Origin of the sequence: Burkholderia sp. 22PA0106 (genome assembly GCF_047497155.1) — a bacterium.
Taxonomy (GTDB): domain Bacteria; phylum Pseudomonadota; class Gammaproteobacteria; order Burkholderiales; family Burkholderiaceae; genus Burkholderia.
On sequence record NZ_CP163162.1, the window covers coordinates 808,270 to 825,042 of the forward strand.

A 16,773-nucleotide genomic window follows, 5' to 3' on the forward strand; every position below is an offset into this window, starting at 1 on the left:
TTGAGCGACTACTGCGGCGTCCAGCGATACACCACGATGCTGGAGCCGTTGTAGTTGTCCTTGGTGATCACGTACTCGCCGGTCGAGCGCAGGTAGGCGCGCAGGCCGAACATCGAATCGACGTCGTTGCCCACATCCATCGCCGCCGGGTTGGTGTTGACCAGCGTGGTGACGAGGCTGCCGGTGCTCAGGTCGAACACGTCGATGTTCGGCACGGTGTGCACGTAGCCGACGAACAGGTAGCGCCCGGCCACCGCGATCGTCTTCGGGTTCGGGCTGCTCAGGTCGATGACCGGGTTCGGCGTGCGGTTGCCGGCGAGCCAGCCGTGATACACCTCCAGGTGGCCGTTCATCGCGGTCCAATCCCAGCTTCCCGCTATGCCCTGCGCCAGCACCATGGTGTCGGCGGTCGCCTGGTAGATCACGCGCGTGATCGGCTTGACGGTGCCCGGCACCGGCATCGCCACGCCCGCGCGCCACGACGGCTTGCCGTTGGCGTCGAAGCCCGCGAACGGGTAGCGCGTGACCTGGCTCGAGCCGGACATGCCGGCCCACACGTCGCCGTTTTCGTCGATCGAGAAGCCGCCCGTGACGATCGCATTGGTGCCGAACAGCGCGCCGGGCAGCGAGCCGTCGGGAATCGCGATGTAGCCGCTGGACGCCGGGTTGAAGTGATAGAAGTTGTAGATATCGGGGTTCTGGCCGGTGGCGACCAGGATCCGGTTGCCGCCCACGCTGGCGAGCTGGCCGAAATGCTGACCGCGCTGGTAGTCCGTCATCGAGAGCCGCGGATCGTTCGGATAGCTGAACGGATCGACCGTGTTCGCCACGAACTGGCCGCCCGCGCTGCCCGAATAGATGTTCATGCCGCTGTAGAACAGCGCGCCGTCGGTCACCGGGTCGGGCGCGGCCACCGCCTCGAAGTTCAGCGCCTGCAGCGCCCACGCGAGGTTGCCGCTGCCGTCGTAGGCCTGCAGGTCGGTCGGGCCGTTGCGGCCCAGGTCCCAGCCGCCGCCCCACGGGTTGTTCAGCACGTACAGCACGCCGGCCGCGTCGCGGCCGATACCGACCACCCGCGTGAAGCGTTTCGCGCCCACCTGCCCCTTGATGCCGGTGGTGGCGTCGAGATAGCCGCCCGTCACGCCGAAGGTGCCCGCCAGCGCCGGCTGGCCCGCGATCGAATACTGCTTGATGTTCATGTCCGGGCCGGCGTCGCCCACCATCAACTGGCCGGTCGGCGCGTCGTAGTAGAGCGCCGACGGGCGCGCGCTCGCGCCGAGCTGAATGGTGTTGAGCTGCGCGCCGGCCGGGCCGATCTCGACGATCGTGCCGCTGTTCTTCTGCGCGACCCACAGGTTGCCCGATGCATCGAGCGCGAGCGCGCCGGGCGTGGCGATGGTGATGTCGCGCTGCCAGACGCCGTCGGTCGTGAACACGCGCACGCGGTTGCTGAAGTAGTCGCTCGCATACAGCAGCGTGCCGGCCGTGGCGAGGCCGGTGATCACGTCGGCCTTGCTGATGGTGTCCCACACGCTGACCTTGATCGCCAGGTCGCGCAGCCCCGTCGAGCGGTTGTAGCGCGCCACCGTGCCGCTCAGTTTGGTGCCTTGCAGCGGCGTGAAGATCGAGGTGGCGTTGCCGGTGATCGCGCCGCCCTGGAATTCGGCATGCGAACCGATCGAGCCGAGCGTCTTCCCCGCCTGGTAGACACCCACGCCGCCGGCGTTCTCGTCCCAGAACGACGCCGTGTAGATCGTGCCTTCCGGCGCGACCCACATCGAGCGCGCTCCGTTGCCGACGTGCGAGGCAATCGTGCCGTAGGTGTTGGCGATCCAGTCCGTCGAGGTTTGCGCAAGGGCCGCCGGCGTCAAGGCGGCCAGAAAGACGGTGGCGACGACAGCGCGCATGCGTTGCTTGACCATACTGAGTTCTCCTGACGATGTGGAAACCGGCGCGGGCGGCGGTGACGCAGCCGCCGGCCACGCGCCGTCTGTTTCAAACAGATAGCACAGAGAAATCGGAAAAATATTCCGCTGGCGGCGATTCACGCCGGTGGTGCGCGATTGTCGTGGCTCGGCGACGGAATGGCTTTCGCGCTGTCACGCGGGTGCCACGGGGATCGAGGCCGTATCGCCGGCCGTTTCTCGGACGGCAACGGCATGCGGTAATTGTTTCGGATTGCGAAGCAGTGAGCGGAGGGGGAAGCGGGGAAGGCGGGGGAGCAAGCGCCACGAGCGGGCGCTTGCTGGACTACGAGGCGGACGACGTCAGGCGCTGGCTCAGGCCGCTTGCAGCGGCAGGATCTCGATCCAGTTCGCGCCCTTGCCGCAGGCGATGCGGTCGGCTTGCGTCAGCGCGCCGGTGGCCGGATCGACGCGGTACAGCGAGATCGAATCCGACAGCTCGCCGCTGGCCGCCAGCAGCGTGCCGTCCGGCGAGAGGCGGATGCCGCGCGGCTGCGGTTCGGTCTCGATGCAGCTTGCGTAGTGCAGCGCGCGGTTCTCGCCGACGCGGAACGTGATCAGGCGGTTCGCCGTGCGCTCGGTGGCGAACACGAAGCGGTTGTCGGGCGTGACCGCCAGGTCGGCGGCCCAGACCACCGGTTGGGTCGGCGCGGGCGGGCGCGGTGCGCCGTGCGCCAGGTGCGCGATGCTCGGCGCGAGGTCCGACACCACCGGCTCGCCCAGCTCGCCCGTGACCGGATCGCGCGGCACGGCCAGCACCGTGCCGTGGAATTCGCCGATCACGTAGAGCGTCGCGCCGTCCGCCGCGAGGCGCAGATGGCGCGGGCCGAAGCCGGCCGGCGTGGCCAGCTCGCCGCGCGCGATCAGCGCCGCTTCGTTGCCGGCGCGCGCGATGCCATAGAACAGCACGCGGTCCGAGCCGAGCGAGGCGGCGTACACGTAGCGGTCGTCGTCGGAGACGATGATCGAATGCGCGTTCTGGATGCGATCGATGAATTGCAGCGGCGTGCCGTCGCCGCTTTCGAGCCGGCGCGCGTCGAACACGAACAGGCGGCTGCCGCCGTACGACGCGCCGAACAGCAGGCGCGCATCGCGATCCACCGTCAGGTAGGCGAGGCTCGCGTCGATCGGCGTGGCGAAGCGCTGCGTGAGCGTGCCGTCGGCGCCGATGTCGTAGCCGACGATGCTGGGCTGCGCGCCGCGCGTGGCCACGAACAGTTGCTTGCCGTCGCGGGTGGGCGCCTGCGGCATCACCACGCTGCCGGCCGGCGTGCGCGTGACGGCGGCGAGGCGGGCCTGCGCGGCGTCGAGATGATAGAGGCCGAGGTCGCCGTCCTCGGCGTTCGAGACGATAACGACGTGGGTGGGGGACAGCGGAGTGGTCATCGGGGGATCGCGGTTCGGGATGTGAAGGAAGACGCGGGCGGCTGGGTGGCTTGCCGCCACAAGTGTTACGTCATCATACAACCGGGCCAAAGCGTGGTGCAATCGCGGGGCGGGCAAACTCGGTGTAAACGCCGAGTCATCGGGAAACGCATCGCGGCGCGCGTTGGCCGCGATGCGATGCGCCATTCGGCGCTTACTTCTTGAGCCGGTAGCCGGTGCGGAAAATCCACGACACCACGAACAGCAGCGCCACCAGGAACCCCAGCGTCATCGCCAGGCTGATGCCCACGTGCACGTCGGCCAGGCCGAAGAACGCCCAGCGGAAACCGCTGACCAGATAGACGATCGGGTTGAACAGCGACACGATGCGCCAGAACGGCGGCAGCATGTCCACCGAATAGAAGCTGCCGCCGAGGAAGGTCAGCGGCGTGACGATCAGCATCGGCACCAGCGAGAGCTTCTCGAAGCCGTCGGCCCAGATCCCGATTACGAAGCCGAACAGGCTGAAGGTGATCGAGGTCAGGATCAGGAACAGCACCATCCAGGCCGGATGCAGGATATGCATCGGCACGAACAGGCTGGCCGTGATCAGGATGATCACGCCGAGGATCACCGATTTGGTTGCGGCCGCACCCACATAGGCGGTCACGATTTCCCAGTACGACACTGGCGCGGACAGCACCTCGTAGATGGTGCCCGTGAAGCGCGGGAAGTAGATGCCGAACGAGGCGTTCGAGATGCTCTGCGAGAGCAGCGACAGCATCACCAGCCCCGGCACGATGAACGAGCCGTAGCTGATGCCGTTCACGGAGCTGATCCGCGAACCGATCGCGGAGCCGAACACGACGAAGTAGAGCGAAGTCGAAATCACCGGCGCGATGATGCTCTGGGTCAGGGTGCGCAGGGTACGGGCCATTTCCGCGCGGTAGATCGCGCGAATCGCATGCAGATTGATCATTCGGGGTCCTGTCGAGCGGTCAGGCGGAGGCGGGCGTGGCCGACGCGGTACGACCGCCGTCGATCAGGCTCACGAAGATTTCCTCGAGCGAGCTTTGCGAGGTTTGCAGATCGCGGAAGCGCACGCCGGCCTGCGCGAGCGCGGCCAGCAGCGTGGCGATCGCCTGATCGCGCTCCACCTCGTAGGTGTAGACGAGTTCGGTGCCCTGCTTGGCGAGTTCGAGGCCGAAGCCCGCCAGCGCCTCGGGAATCGCATCGAGCGGCGCGTCGAGCTGCAGCGTGAGCTGCTTCTTGCCGAGCTGGCGCATCAGTTCGGTCTTTTCCTCGACCAGCATGATCTTGCCGCCGTTGATGATGCCGATGCGGTCGGCCATCTCCTCGGCTTCCTCGATGTAGTGGGTGGTCAGCACGATCGTCACGCCGTCGGCGCGCAGTTGATCGACCAGCTTCCACATGTCGCGGCGCAGTTCGACGTCCACCCCGGCGGTCGGCTCGTCGAGGAACAGCAGGCGCGGCTCGTGCGAGAGCGCCTTGGCGATCAGCACGCGGCGCTTCATGCCGCCCGACAGCGTGATGATCTTGTTGTCGCGCTTGTCCCACAGCGACAGCGCCTTCAGCACCTTCTCGATGTGCGCCGGGTTCGGCGCCTTGCCGAACAGGCCGCGGCTGAACGACACGGTGGCCCAGACCGATTCGAACGAATCGGTGGTCAGCTCCTGCGGCACCAGGCCGATGATCTCGCGCGCGGCGCGGTAGTGCGTGCGGATGTCGTGGCCGCCCACGGTGACGCTGCCTTCGGTCGGCGTGACGATGCCGCAGATGGCGCTGATCAGCGTGGTCTTGCCGGCGCCGTTCGGGCCGAGCAGGGCGAAGATCTCGCCGGGGCGGATCGACAGGTTGACGTCGTCGAGCGACTTGAAGCCGGACGCGTAGGTTTTCGACAGATGGGAAACGGTCAGTATCGGTTCTTGGCTCACGGTCGAATCGGTGCGGTGCGGCGGCCGGTACGCGCGCGGGCTGGATGGCCGCGCGGCACCGGGCCGGCCGGTGACGGGAACGCTATGTTATCAATCGCGCTATCGATATGTGCGTGACAGGATAGCGAGGCGGGCGGGTGCCGTCAGCGGCGGGCCGAGGCAGGCGCAATGATCGCCTGTTTGGCGTGATTTTCCAAACAATTCGTTCTGTTTATATTGTTTTGTTCTGAAAATCGTTCGGATGAGCGGCGGGCCGCCTTCGATAGCAGCGGTTTCGGGAACGCAGCGTTGCGGTCGAATATCGCATGATGTGTCGATTCGTCGATTCTGCTGCGGCCCGGCGCTCAGCCCGCGAGCTTGCCGCAGAACCGCTCGATCGCCTCGCAGGCGCGAGCCAGTGCGGCATCGTCGAGCGCGTAGGCGATGCGCAAGTACGGCCCGAGCCCGAACGCGCTGCCGGGCACGACGGCCACGCCGGCTTCGTCGAGCAGCGCGTCGGCCACGTCCTCGTCCGAATCGAGCCGCAGCCCGGCCGGGCTGCGTTGGCCGATCAAGCCCTCGCACGAGGCAAAGGCATAGAACGCGCCCTGCGGCACTGCGCAATGCAGCCCGTCGATCTGGTTCAGGCGCTCGACCAGCGTGTCGCGGCGGCGCTGGAAGCGGCTGCGCGATTCGCGGACGAAATCCTGCGGGCCGTTCAGCGCGGCCAGCGCTGCGTACTGCGAAATGGTCGAGGCGCCCGAGGTTTGTTGCCCCTGCAACTTTTCCATTGCATCGATCAGCCAGGCCGGCCCGGTGCCATAGCCGATTCGCCAGCCCGTCATCGCATAGGCCTTGGACACGCCGTTCATGGTCAGCGTGCGTTCGCGCAGGCGCGGCTCGACCTGGGCGAGCGTGTGGAAGGCTTGACCATCGAACGTCAGGTGCTCGTAGATATCGTCCGACAGCACCATCACGCCGGGGTGCGCGAGCAGCACCTCGGCCAGCGCCAGCAGTTCCTCGCGCCGGTACACCGCGCCGGTCGGGTTGGACGGCGAATTGAGGATCAGCCAGCGCGTGCGCGGCGTGATGGCCCGTTCGAGCGCGGCCGGCACGAGCTTGAAGCCGCTGGCCGCGCCGCACTCGACGATCACCGGCCGGCCCCCGCACAACTGCACGATCTCGGGATAGCTGACCCAGTAGGGCGCGGGCACGATCACCTCGTCGCCCTCGTTGAGCGTGGCCGCGATCGCATTGAAGATCACCTGCTTGCCGCCGCTGCACACCAGCGTGTGCCGCCAGTCGACGTCGATGCCGTTCTCGCGCGCGAACTTGCCGGCGATCGCCTCGCGCAGCACGCGCAGGCCCGCGACCTGCGTATAACGCGTGTGTCCGCAGCGGATCGCCGCGACGCCCGCCTCGCGAATGTGCGACGGCGTATCGAAATCGGGTTCGCCCGCGCACAGCGACACGATCGGCCGGCCTTCGGCGCGATGCGCGGCGACGCGGTCCATCACGCGATAGGTGGCGGACGGGCGGGCCGCCGCGAGGAAGCGGTTCAGGGCGGGGGCGCTCATGATTTGCGCTGGAGCGTGTGATAGCCGAGCGCCTGACGCGCCTCGCGCAGCGTGGCGCCCGCGGCGATGCGCTCGCGAATGCCACTCTCGACCGCCTCGATCGCGCGCGCCGTGGCGGCCACTTCCGCCGCCCGCTCGCGCGGCACCACCACCACGCCGTTCGCGTCGGCCACCACGATATCGCGGGCCGCCACGCGCACCGTGCCGATCGACACCGTGGCGTTGACCGCTTCCACCTGCACGCGATCCTTGCCGGTGCGCATGAAGCGGCCGGCCGTAAACAGCGGATAGCCGTCGCCGAGCGCCTTGCCGACGTCGCGGCAGACGCCGTCGATCACGGTGCCGGCGATGCCGCGCAGGCCCGCGTATTGGGTCATGATGTCGCCCCACACCGTGCAGTCGGTGCGTCCGCCGTTGTCGATGACGACGATGTCGCCCTCGGCCGCCTCGTCGATGAAATCGCCCACCGTGCCGGCCGGCGCGCTGGCCGGGGCATAGCGCACCGTGAAGGCCGGCCCGGCCACGGCGTGCGGATAGTCGGCCAGCGGCGCGATGCCGAGCGCCTGGCCGTGCAGGCCGAGCTTGTCGAGCGCATCGGATACGCCGGGCGTATCGAGGCCGGCGAACAGCGCGACCAGCGCACGATCGTCGGCGCAAGCTTGTTTCGGGTTCGTCATGATTGTTTTGGCATCCTGAGAAAGAGAAATCAACCGGCGCGGATCGCTTCGAACGCCGTGTCGTGCATCACGTCGGCCACCGGGCGGCCCGCACGCACGGCCGCCACCATGCCGTCCTGGCGGCGCGCGATGCGCTCGCCCAGCTCGAGCACCTCGCCGATGCGCGCGGCCGGCACGAACACCGTGCCGCAGCGGTCGGCGATCACGTAATCGTGTTCGTGCACGATCACGCCGGCCATCTCGACCGGCTGGCCGGCATGAAGCTGGATCACGCGATTGCGCGCGCTGATCATCGTCACGCCGCGCCCGAACACCGGGTAGCCGATCGCTTCGCTGCCCTCGATGTCGCGGCACAGGCCGTCGATCACCGAGCCGCGAATCTGCTTCGCGACGGCCGCGTTCGCGAGGATGTCGCCCCAGCACGAAATGCCTTCCAGGCCGCCGGCGATCACCAGCACGCGGTCCGGCGTGCGCACGGCGTCGATGACGGGCGAGATCAGGTGCGCGGTGGGCGCGGCGTCGCGCTTCGGGCCGAGCTGCACGGTGCTGGCGCGGCCGACGATCTTCCGGCAATCCCACAGCGGGCGCAGGCCGACGGTCGCGCCGGGCAGGCCGAGGAAATCGAGGGCGTCCGAGACGGTATTGGTATCGAGCGAGGCGAGCCGGTCGAGGGGCGAGGCGTCGGTCATGGCGGCGGTGATGGGATCGGGTGGCAAGGCCCTCATCGTGGCGGTGCGCTACTGATCCGTAAATTCTCGATTCGATATCGTACTGATACGTTTTTCGGATTAGGCTGTCGGGCACCGGCGTGGTCTAGTCCACGCCGGCCGAACGTGGAGGACGCGATGGCAAGCATCGATTTCCGGCTGATCCGCCAGCTGTGGATGTTTCTGGCGGTGGCCGAGGAAAAGCATTTCGGGCGGGCGGCGCAGCGGCTGAACATGTCGCAGCCGCCGTTGACCGAGCAGATCAAGGTGCTCGAACAGTCGCTGAAGCTGACGCTGTTCGAGCGTTCGCGGCGCGGCACGCGGCTCAGCGCGGCCGGCGCCGCGATCCTGCCGGCCGTGCGGCAGTTCGCCGATCAGGTGGAGCGGCTCGAACGCGTGGTGCGCGAGGTGGCGGCCGGCCAGTCGGGCGTGCTGCAGGTCGGGGCGATCACCTCGGCGATGCTCGACACGGTGCCGGCGTTGCAGGCCGCGCTGAAGCGCGACCATCCGGGCCTGAGCGTGTTCGTGCGCGAGATCGACAGCGTCGAGGCGATCCCCGCGCTGCAATCGGGCGAACTCGACGTGGCGTTCGTCCGGCTCGACGGCGCGGCCGCGCACGGCATCGACAGCCTGCCGCTGGCCGAGGACCGGCTCGCCGTGGCCTTGCCGCGCGGGCATGCGCTGGCGGCGCTGTCGCGAGTGCGGCTGCGCGCGCTGGCCGACGAATCGCTGGTGATGTCGTCGCGGCAGGTCAGTCCGGCTTATTTCGACCTGCTGACCGCGATCTGCCGCGAGAACGGCTTCAGCCCGCGCGTGCTGCACGAGGTGCGATCGGTCACCTCGCAGATCGCCTATGTCGGCTGCGGGCAGGGCGTGGCGCTGGTGCCGGCGTCGATGCGCAAGCTGGCGTCGGAGAGCGTCGTGTTCCGGCCCCTCAAGGAGCGCGTGATGGTGGTCACGGCGGCGCTGGCCTGGAACCCGGCCCGCCATCATCCGATGGTGGACGCGGTGGTGGCATGGGCGCGCGGCCAGACAGCCGGCGTCAAGCGGCGTGTCTAGCGGTGTCTAGCGCGCTGGCGCGCCGACGAACCCGGCGATCCGATCCCACATCGCGACCGGGTTCGAGTACATCGGAAAATGGCCCGAGCGCGCGATGCGCGCGAGCGTGACGCCGGCCGCTTCCAGTCGCGGCAGATAGGAGAGGTGGTCGTTCTGCTCCCCGTACATGAACATCGTCGGACAGGGCAGGCCGAGCAACGCGTCCATCAGCGCGCCGTGGTCGGACAGCGTCACCATCGACGTGAAGATGCCGCGCACGGCCTGCGCCCGCACCTTGAGGCCCAGGCTGGCCGCATACAACGAGCTGGAGAACTCCGCCGATTGCCGCGCCCGCACGATGAACGCGGTGAGGAACGCCTGCGGATCTTCATCGGGATGACTGAAGATCTGCCGGCTCAGGAAGCAATCCTCAGGGGCGACGTTGCCCTCGATATCGACGAAGCCGAGCACGCGCTCGCCTTCGTCGCGGGCCAGCAGCAGCGCCGTCAGGCCGCCCATCGAATGCCCCACCAGGTAAAAGCGCTGCACGCCCAGGTGCGCGAGCACGGCGCGGGCGGTGTCCACCAGCAGCGGGATATCGATCGCGCGAAGGTCGCTGCAGATGCTGTCGCCGCAGCCGGGCGCATCGTAGGCCACGAACGGGCGGCCCGAGAACGCGGCCAGCCGCGCGAAATCGGCGTAGTCCTCCTTGGTCGAGCCGAAGCCGTGCAGGAATACCACCGGTGCACCGGCGCCGGGCCGGTGAATCGCGGCGATTTGCAAATCGAGGCCTCGAACCCGGAGTTCGAGCGTTTCGCTGATGATGTCGACCATGGTGTTCCGAACGCGGGCGATGGAGAGGGCTGCCGGCCGCGCATCGCTCGGAGCGGCAGGCGTTGGTATCATCGCCGCGCCGGCCCGGCCGAACCAATCCGCATTTCGTATCGCTGTGATACGGACTGTCAAGTCATCCACGATTCTCGAGCAGATGACGGCGGCAGCCAGGACGAGCAAAGCGGCGTGAATATCGAGGCGCGGCTCGAAGCAAAACCGTAGCTTGCCGAATCCGGCGAACCAGGCAGGCGTGCGCTCGACGCCCCAACGATGTCGCCCGAGTCGCTAGGCGCTATCCGAGCCTTGATGCCGCGCCGCCGTCCGCTCTTGGGCGACGGCGTGAACTCCGGAATCGGCGGATCCAGCGCCACCCATGATTCGTCGCAAAGCGCTATGTAGCGACAAAACGCATCGACATGCAAAAAAACGGCCGGATGGCCGCGTGGTGAGGGCGGAGTTCAAGCCGACTGTGTGAACACCTCTCGTGCATGAACCTTGCTGCGTCGTGCTTCCTCGAGGTGCTTGCGCAGCAATGCGGCCGCGCGAAGCAGGTCGTGTTGGGCAATCGCCTCCAGAATTTCGAGGTGCTCGAGTGCGTGCTCGCGACGTGGCTTGCGGTCCTTGGCCTGACGATACTCGACCAGGCGCCGCAGCCGATCCATGCGGCGAACCGATTGCGCGATAAAGCGGTTGCCGGACCAGCGCGCAATGGTCTCGTGAAAATCGCTGTTCGCTTCGAACAGCTCGACCGAGTTCATGGCGAGATAGCCTTCCTCGGAAATGTACTTTTGCCGCCGACGCAGCTCTTCCAGTTCGACGCGATTTGCGGCGAAAGAAGGGGACATGATGCCGGTCGGCTCGATTGCCGACCGGAACAGATAACTCTCTTCGTAAGCTTCGACCGAATCAATCAACGATGTGAACTGCCAGCCATGGCCCACCTGCCGCTCGATCCAACCTTCTTCCTGGATGCGCGACAGAATGCGGCGCAGTTCGCTGCGCGAGACATCGTAGAGCCGCATCAGGTCGGCTTCCGACACCACGTCGGCCAAACGTTGCGCGAGGCGGTCGTCGGCGATTTTCAGGTACAGGGGATCGTCCGGTTCGTTGAAGAATTGCTCGGAGACGTCGCCCACATCGCGGGCGGCGCGCGCCATGAAGAAGCCCCGATTCGCGTCGTAATGCACCACCCCGAGAGAGGCGAGATGGTGAAGCGCAACGTTCACCGGCGTGCGGGACGTGCCGATGCGCTCCGCCAGCAGCGATTCGGCCAGGCGATCCCCAAGCGCGAGATCATCGCGACGAGCGAGCGTCAAAATTTCCCTCGCCACCCGAAACTGGAGTTGGGTGAGCGGGGTGCGATGATCCGTGGCGACGGCTTCCATCTGGGCTTTGGGCGGCATACGTGCGTTTTGCGCAGCGGGCAGTGAACCCGCTCGGGAGTCGAATTACCGTGATTTTGCCATTGCTGCAGGGCGGAAGGATGGCCCCATGGGGATGGTGCGATGACGGTATTTACGCACTAATTTGCATTATTTGATAATGAAATGCAAGGATATTGAAGGGAGGACGTGCTGCATGGTCCCCTTGAAGAAAAGGCGCCGAGGCAGAGCCGCGGCGCCTGACCATGCGCTCGAGAGCAATTACGCCTTGCGCGGCACCGACCAATAAGTTCGGGTGTTGGTGAACTCGCGAATCCCCGCGGTAGCCAGTTCCCGGCCGTAACCCGACTTCTTCGTTCCGCCGAACGGCACGCGGGCATCCGAGGCGGTCATGGCATTGATGAACACTGCACCCGTCGTGACTCCGTTCGAGATCGACAGCGCACGATCGACCGACGCCGACCAGATGCTGATCGACAAGCCGAACTGCGTGGCGCCCGCCAGGCGAATGGCATCCGCATCGTCTTGCGCAACGGCGATCGCTGCGACCGGGCCGAAGGTCTCTTCGTCAAACACGGCGATGCCCGGGCCGGTGTTGCCGATCACGGTCGGCTCATAGAAGTAGCCATCACCTGCGACGGCCTTGCCGCCGGTGAGCAGCGTTGCGCCTGCTTCGATCGAGCGCTGCACTTGACGGTCGAGTGCGTCGCGCAGATCGCCGCGTGCAACCGGGCCCATGTGGGTGCCGGTCTGCGTGGGATCACCCACGACCAAGGCGCGCACGCCAGCGACGAATCGGGTGGTGAAGGCCTCGGCGATCGAAGCCGAAACGATGAAGCGCTTCGCACACACGCAGCTCTGGCCGGCGTTGTTGAAGCGTGCCTTGATGGCGGCCGCCACGGCCGTCGGCAGATCCGCATCGTCGAGCACCACGAATGCGTCCGAGCCGCCCAGCTCGAGCACCGATTTCTTCGATGCGCGGCCAGCGGCAGCACCGACAGCGGCACCTGCACGATTCGAGCCGGTCAAGGTCACGGCGGCGATGCGGTCGTCTTCGATCAAGGCCTCGATCGTTGCCGGGACGTCGGGCTCGGCAACCACGAGGGTCGTGACGAGATGCTCGGGGAAGCCCGCGTCGATGAACACCTGTTGCAGTGCCAGCGCGCTGCCGGTCACGTTCGGGGAGTGCTTGAGGATGACGCCGTTGCCCGCGGCCAGGGTCGGGATGGCGAAGCGCATGACTTGCCACACCGGGAAGTTCCATGGCATCACGGCAAGAATCAGGCCGATGGGTTCGTGGCGAATCCATGCATCGACGCCTTCGATGGCGGCCGCTTCGGGGGCCAGGATGCGTGCGGCGTTGTCCGCGTAATAGAGGGCCGTGACAGCCGACTTCTCGACTTCGCCGGCGGCTTCGGGAAGGATCTTGCCCATCTCGGCGGTGGTCAGCGCGGCGAGCTTGTCGCTTTGGCTGCGCAGCGTTTCAGCAAGGGCGCGCAGCAGATCGACGCGTTGCGCGACCGGCACCGCGCCCCAGGCGCGCGCCGCTGCGTGGCCCTTGGCGACGGCTTGCTCGACCTGCTCGGCGGTCCAGCTCTGATAGGTGGCCAGCGTTTCGCCGTTGACCGGATCGAGGGTGGTAATCGTGTGCGTCATGACGGATGTCCTGTCATGGACCGGCACATGACGGCACCGGTCCGAGTCGACGGATCGTGAAAGCGATCCGGTCAGGCGTGATGGAAGAGACGGTGAGCGATCGTATTGACTTGGCTGCCCGGCACGACGCAGCGCCCGGCCGCTTCGCGCCACTTCGCGAAGTGCGGCGCGGCGCGATGCGCATCGATCGCGGCTTCGTCGTCGTACAGCTCGTAGAACATGAAGTGGAGCGGATCCTTGGTGTCGCGCGTCACGTCGAAGTAGCGGCAGCCGGCTTCGTCGTTGAACGTGCTCTTCGCGTTTTGCTCAATGGCGGCGAGGAACTCGTCGAGACGCTCTTCATGGACCTTCAGGGAAACGATAAGCGAGAGCATGTTGTGTCCTGTTTCGTCAGATACGAGTGGAGGCGGGGAGATCCGTGCCGGTCTCGACGCTCAGTTTCATCAGGCTTTGCCAGGTGTGGTCGGCGATCGTGATACCGGATTCGCGAAACTTGATCGTGTTGCGATCCTCGATTTCGCCGGGGAAGAAGATCTCTTCGACGCCGTGTGCGGCCGGCGAGCTCTTGACTTCGTCGATGAGCGTTTCCATGCGCTGTTCGAACTCGGCGAGCGGCATCATCGACTTGATGTCGATCGTGATCAGCAGGTGGCCGCAGCCGCTCGGGCGGGTCGGGTCGTACGGGCCGACGACATCCTTGCCGAATTTGCTGCCGGTCAGCACGCCGGCGAGCACATCCATCATGAACGCGATGATGTATCCCTTATGGGCGGCCATCGGAAGGATCAGGCCGTGAACGGCCTTGCTGGCGTCCGTGGTCGGCACGCCGTTTTCGTCAGCGGCCCAGCCGGCCGGAATCTCCGTGCCGCGCTCTGCCGCGAGATAGATCTTCCCGCGCGCAACGGCCGTGTTGGCAATATCGAGAACCGCGGTGCCGCGCTTGCCGCCAGGCGCCGCGACCGACCAGGGATTCGTGCCGATGGTCTTTTCACGGCCACCCCACGGCGCCATTGCCGGGCTCGCATTGGTCGCGAGAATGGCAATGCAGCCGGCTTCGGCGGACATGCGCGTGAAATACGCCGCAGTGCCGAAGTGATTGGAATTGCGGACTGCCACGGCGCTGATGCCGTGCTCGCGTGCGCGCTCGATGCCGAGCTCCGTGGCTTGCTTGGTCAGCACCTGACCGATGCCGTGACGGCCGTCGAGCACGGTGATTGCGCCACCGTCCATCACCGTTTCAGGCGCGGTGACCGCGGTCATCGCGCCACTGCGCAGGCGATCGACATACCAGGGGAGTCGCAGCATCCCGTGCGAGGAATGCCCCCAGAGTTCGGCGGTCACGAGGCTGTCCGCAAGCAGGTGGGCGTTGGAGGTCGGCACGCCGAGCGACTTGAGGACGGCCGCGCCGAACGGGATCAGCGCGTCCGCTTGAGCATTGAAAGGCATTGATCTCTCCTGGAAATGCCGGTGTAAGTGCTGGAGGAGGCGGCAGCGCCGAGCGCGACCACCCTGGTCCCCCCAAAATCATGCTTTGCCGTGTTCGGCCGAGACCGGATGCGTCTTGCCGGAATCGGTCAACGTGCGCGTCGCATCAGGCGTCGCGTAGATCCACAGGATCTTCATGCCGTTGGTCTTCGACAGATTGCGAAAGCGGTGATTGACGTTGGGCGGAATGAAGGTGACGTCATGAGCCTTCAGCTCGTATTCCAGCCCGTCGATGTCCAGGATCGCTTCGCCTTCCATCAGCACGACGCTTTCCTGCACGTTGTGGCTGTGGAACGGGATCTCGACGCCGGGACCGAACGAGGTATAGCCGGTGATGAAGCTGGTGGTGCCAATCGCCTTGCCAACCAGAGGCGTCGTGCTGGCGCCGCCTCCGCGATCGTGCTTCGTCAGGGTTTCCGGCTTGAGAAGGGCTGCGCCGGAAGGAGTCGTGATGGACATGCTCGTCTCCACTCAAAGTAAGGGGGAAGCTCGCCACGGAGGCGGATTGTTTGAGGTGGATGAGGAATCCGGAAATCGGTACGCAAGGAACCGAATCCGGACCGGGGTCTGGCAACGCTCCCCATCCATCAAATCAATATAGCATTATGTGATCAAAAAAAGCAATTAAGGAAAGTCGTTCAGATGAAAGACATTTAATTTCCCTAGCCGCCTGGAGGCGCGATGATTTTGAGGTGCCTGCCTTGATTACAGAATGTAATCTTCGAGATGTCGATTCGGCGCGGGATCAAGCGTTTGACGTCGACGTTTGCAGCGGCTTGGTCGCGACGATCGGACGGCGTGTCATGGTGACGATGATCGTCGCGCCCGATACCAGCAGCAGGCCTGCGATGCCGAACGCCCAGTCATAGCTGCCGGTGGTGGCCACGACGTAGCCCGTCGCAATCGGCGCGATCATGCCGAAGATGTTGCCGCCGACAACGACGAACGCCATTGCCTTGCCGACATCGCGCGAGCTGGGCAGCAGATCGTTGAGCAACGCAAAATTCAGAGATGTGGTGGACGCAATGCCCGTCAAGGTGATCGAGAACACGATGAGCAGCGCCGTCAAGTTCTCGGTGAACGGTACGGCCAGGATCACCGCGCCGAGCAGCATGGCGAGCGCGACCGCATTGCGACGCCGGCCGGTCGATACGCCGCCTCGTTTCACGTACATGTCGCTCAGACGGCCGGCGACGATGCAGAGAATGACCGACACGGCATACGGCACCGCCGCGAACATCCCGGTCTTGGTGATCGACAGGTGACGCGTTGCCTGGAGATAGCTGGGCAGCCAGGTGAGAAACAGATACTGCGTGTAGACGTTGCAGCCCTGGGTCAGTGCAAGCCCCCAGAGCGTCGGACTCTGCATCAGCGAGAGCAGGCCATGGGACGGCTGGTCGCCGTTGGCGGCCGCGCTTGCCGAGGCCGGCTTGACGTCACGCTCACGCAGAATCTTTTCGCGTTCTGCCGCGCCGAGCCAACGCGCTTTCTCCGGCGTGTCGAAGAACAGCAGCCAGGCGCCCAGCCACACGAAGCCGATGCCGCTCGCGATGACGAAAGAAAGTCGCCACCCAAAGCTCGTCACCAACCAGGCCAGCAAGATCGAGCAAATCGCCGGGCCCGCGTATGAGCCGCTATTGAACAGCGCGGTGACCACGCCGCGCTCCCCGGCGGGGATCCACTGACGGATCACCTTGGCGCCGACCGGGTTGCTGCACGATTCGCCGCCACCCATGACGAGGCGGGCGCTCAGCAGGCTGGCGAAACTTCCTGCGAATCCGGTCAGGGCGGTTGCGGCCGACCAGATGAAGATGCCGACGCCCGCAATCTTTTTCGGACCGAAGCGGTCAAGCAGCAAGCCCATCGGGATCAGGAACAGCGCATAGCTCCAGATGAACGAGGAAAACAGGTAGCCCATGCTGACCGTCGAGAGGCCGAACTCTTTCGCGATCGGCACCGCGGCAATGGAGAGCGCGATGCGATCCATGTAATTGATCATCGCGAGCGAGAAGAGGAAGGCGGCTATCCAGCCGCGGCGATAGGACATCGTTGTCTCCTGAGGGGAGGTGTGTATTTGGAAGCGTTATGTGAAGATAAAGTGCAATATAGGGCGCGAGATGCCATTCACGCCCGAACCGGTGCGTGAGACACGAC

General features: G+C 65.9%; 15 protein-coding genes and 1 pseudogene. 1 reads left to right on the top strand and 15 read right to left on the bottom strand.

Features of this window, described 5'->3' with window-relative positions; translation table 11 throughout:
* Positions 1 to 8 precede the first annotated feature (8 nt).
* The 7 genes from AB4850_RS03505 to AB4850_RS03535 form a co-directional block, all read right to left on the bottom strand.
* On the bottom strand, positions 9 to 1,922 hold the full coding sequence (locus AB4850_RS03505; protein ID WP_414441221.1) for an SMP-30/gluconolaconase/LRE-like region family protein: 1,914 nt from the start codon (positions 1,920 to 1,922) through the stop codon (positions 9 to 11).
* 357 nt (positions 1,923 to 2,279) lie between these two features.
* Positions 2,280 to 3,350 carry a lactonase family protein gene (locus tag AB4850_RS03510; protein WP_414441222.1) on the bottom strand — a complete coding sequence of 357 codons (1,071 nt, stop codon included), beginning with the start codon at positions 3,348 to 3,350 and terminating at the stop codon, positions 2,280 to 2,282.
* 193 nt (positions 3,351 to 3,543) lie between these two features.
* On the bottom strand, positions 3,544 to 4,308 hold the full coding sequence (locus AB4850_RS03515) for an ABC transporter permease (RefSeq protein ID WP_414441223.1): 765 nt from the start codon (positions 4,306 to 4,308) through the stop codon (positions 3,544 to 3,546).
* Positions 4,309 to 4,327: 19 nt separating this feature from the next.
* Positions 4,328 to 5,284 carry an ABC transporter ATP-binding protein gene (locus tag AB4850_RS03520; protein ID WP_414441224.1) on the bottom strand — a complete coding sequence of 319 codons (957 nt, stop codon included), beginning with the start codon at positions 5,282 to 5,284 and terminating at the stop codon, positions 4,328 to 4,330.
* A 344-nt stretch (positions 5,285 to 5,628) separates the two neighbouring features.
* Positions 5,629 to 6,840 carry a pyridoxal phosphate-dependent aminotransferase gene (locus AB4850_RS03525; protein ID WP_414441225.1) on the bottom strand — a complete coding sequence of 404 codons (1,212 nt, stop codon included), beginning with the start codon at positions 6,838 to 6,840 and terminating at the stop codon, positions 5,629 to 5,631.
* On the bottom strand, positions 6,837 to 7,517 hold the full coding sequence (locus AB4850_RS03530) for an RraA family protein (protein WP_414441226.1): 681 nt from the start codon (positions 7,515 to 7,517) through the stop codon (positions 6,837 to 6,839). The genes AB4850_RS03525 and AB4850_RS03530 overlap by 4 nt, the downstream gene beginning before the upstream one ends.
* A 29-nt stretch (positions 7,518 to 7,546) precedes the next feature.
* Positions 7,547 to 8,206, bottom strand: coding sequence for an RraA family protein (locus tag AB4850_RS03535; protein ID WP_414441947.1), 660 nt, complete (start codon positions 8,204 to 8,206; stop codon positions 7,547 to 7,549).
* A gap of 156 nt (positions 8,207 to 8,362) precedes the next feature.
* Between AB4850_RS03535 and AB4850_RS03540 the strand changes: the two genes are divergently transcribed.
* A complete protein-coding gene (locus AB4850_RS03540; protein WP_414441227.1) occupies positions 8,363 to 9,283 on the top strand; it encodes a LysR substrate-binding domain-containing protein in 921 nt (306 codons plus the stop codon).
* 6 nt (positions 9,284 to 9,289) lie between these two features.
* Here AB4850_RS03540 and AB4850_RS03545 read toward each other — a convergent pair whose 3' ends face one another.
* From AB4850_RS03545 to AB4850_RS03580, 8 genes and pseudogenes are all read right to left on the bottom strand, one after another.
* Positions 9,290 to 10,096 carry an alpha/beta fold hydrolase gene (locus tag AB4850_RS03545; RefSeq protein ID WP_414441228.1) on the bottom strand — a complete coding sequence of 269 codons (807 nt, stop codon included), beginning with the start codon at positions 10,094 to 10,096 and terminating at the stop codon, positions 9,290 to 9,292.
* 135 nt (positions 10,097 to 10,231) lie between these two features.
* Positions 10,232 to 10,381, bottom strand: a pseudogene (locus tag AB4850_RS03550) (IS5/IS1182 family transposase); the annotation flags it as partial.
* A 173-nt stretch (positions 10,382 to 10,554) separates the two neighbouring features.
* The gene (locus tag AB4850_RS03555) at positions 10,555 to 11,481 is read right to left on the bottom strand and encodes a GntR family transcriptional regulator (RefSeq protein ID WP_414441229.1); all 927 of its coding nucleotides are present in this window, start codon (positions 11,479 to 11,481) and stop codon (positions 10,555 to 10,557) included.
* Between the two features lie 258 nt (positions 11,482 to 11,739).
* Complete coding sequence (locus tag AB4850_RS03560) at positions 11,740 to 13,134, bottom strand: aldehyde dehydrogenase family protein (RefSeq protein ID WP_414441230.1); 1,395 nt, start codon at positions 13,132 to 13,134, stop codon at positions 11,740 to 11,742.
* Positions 13,135 to 13,205: 71 nt separating this feature from the next.
* Complete coding sequence (locus tag AB4850_RS03565) at positions 13,206 to 13,508, bottom strand: putative quinol monooxygenase (protein WP_414441231.1); 303 nt, start codon at positions 13,506 to 13,508, stop codon at positions 13,206 to 13,208.
* A gap of 16 nt (positions 13,509 to 13,524) precedes the next feature.
* The gene (locus tag AB4850_RS03570) at positions 13,525 to 14,580 is read right to left on the bottom strand and encodes an Ldh family oxidoreductase (RefSeq protein ID WP_414441232.1); all 1,056 of its coding nucleotides are present in this window, start codon (positions 14,578 to 14,580) and stop codon (positions 13,525 to 13,527) included.
* A 78-nt stretch (positions 14,581 to 14,658) separates the two neighbouring features.
* Positions 14,659 to 15,078 carry a cupin domain-containing protein gene (locus AB4850_RS03575; RefSeq protein WP_414441233.1) on the bottom strand — a complete coding sequence of 140 codons (420 nt, stop codon included), beginning with the start codon at positions 15,076 to 15,078 and terminating at the stop codon, positions 14,659 to 14,661.
* 286 nt (positions 15,079 to 15,364) lie between these two features.
* Positions 15,365 to 16,666 carry an MFS transporter gene (locus AB4850_RS03580; RefSeq protein ID WP_414441234.1) on the bottom strand — a complete coding sequence of 434 codons (1,302 nt, stop codon included), beginning with the start codon at positions 16,664 to 16,666 and terminating at the stop codon, positions 15,365 to 15,367.
* Positions 16,667 to 16,773 lie beyond the last annotated feature (107 nt).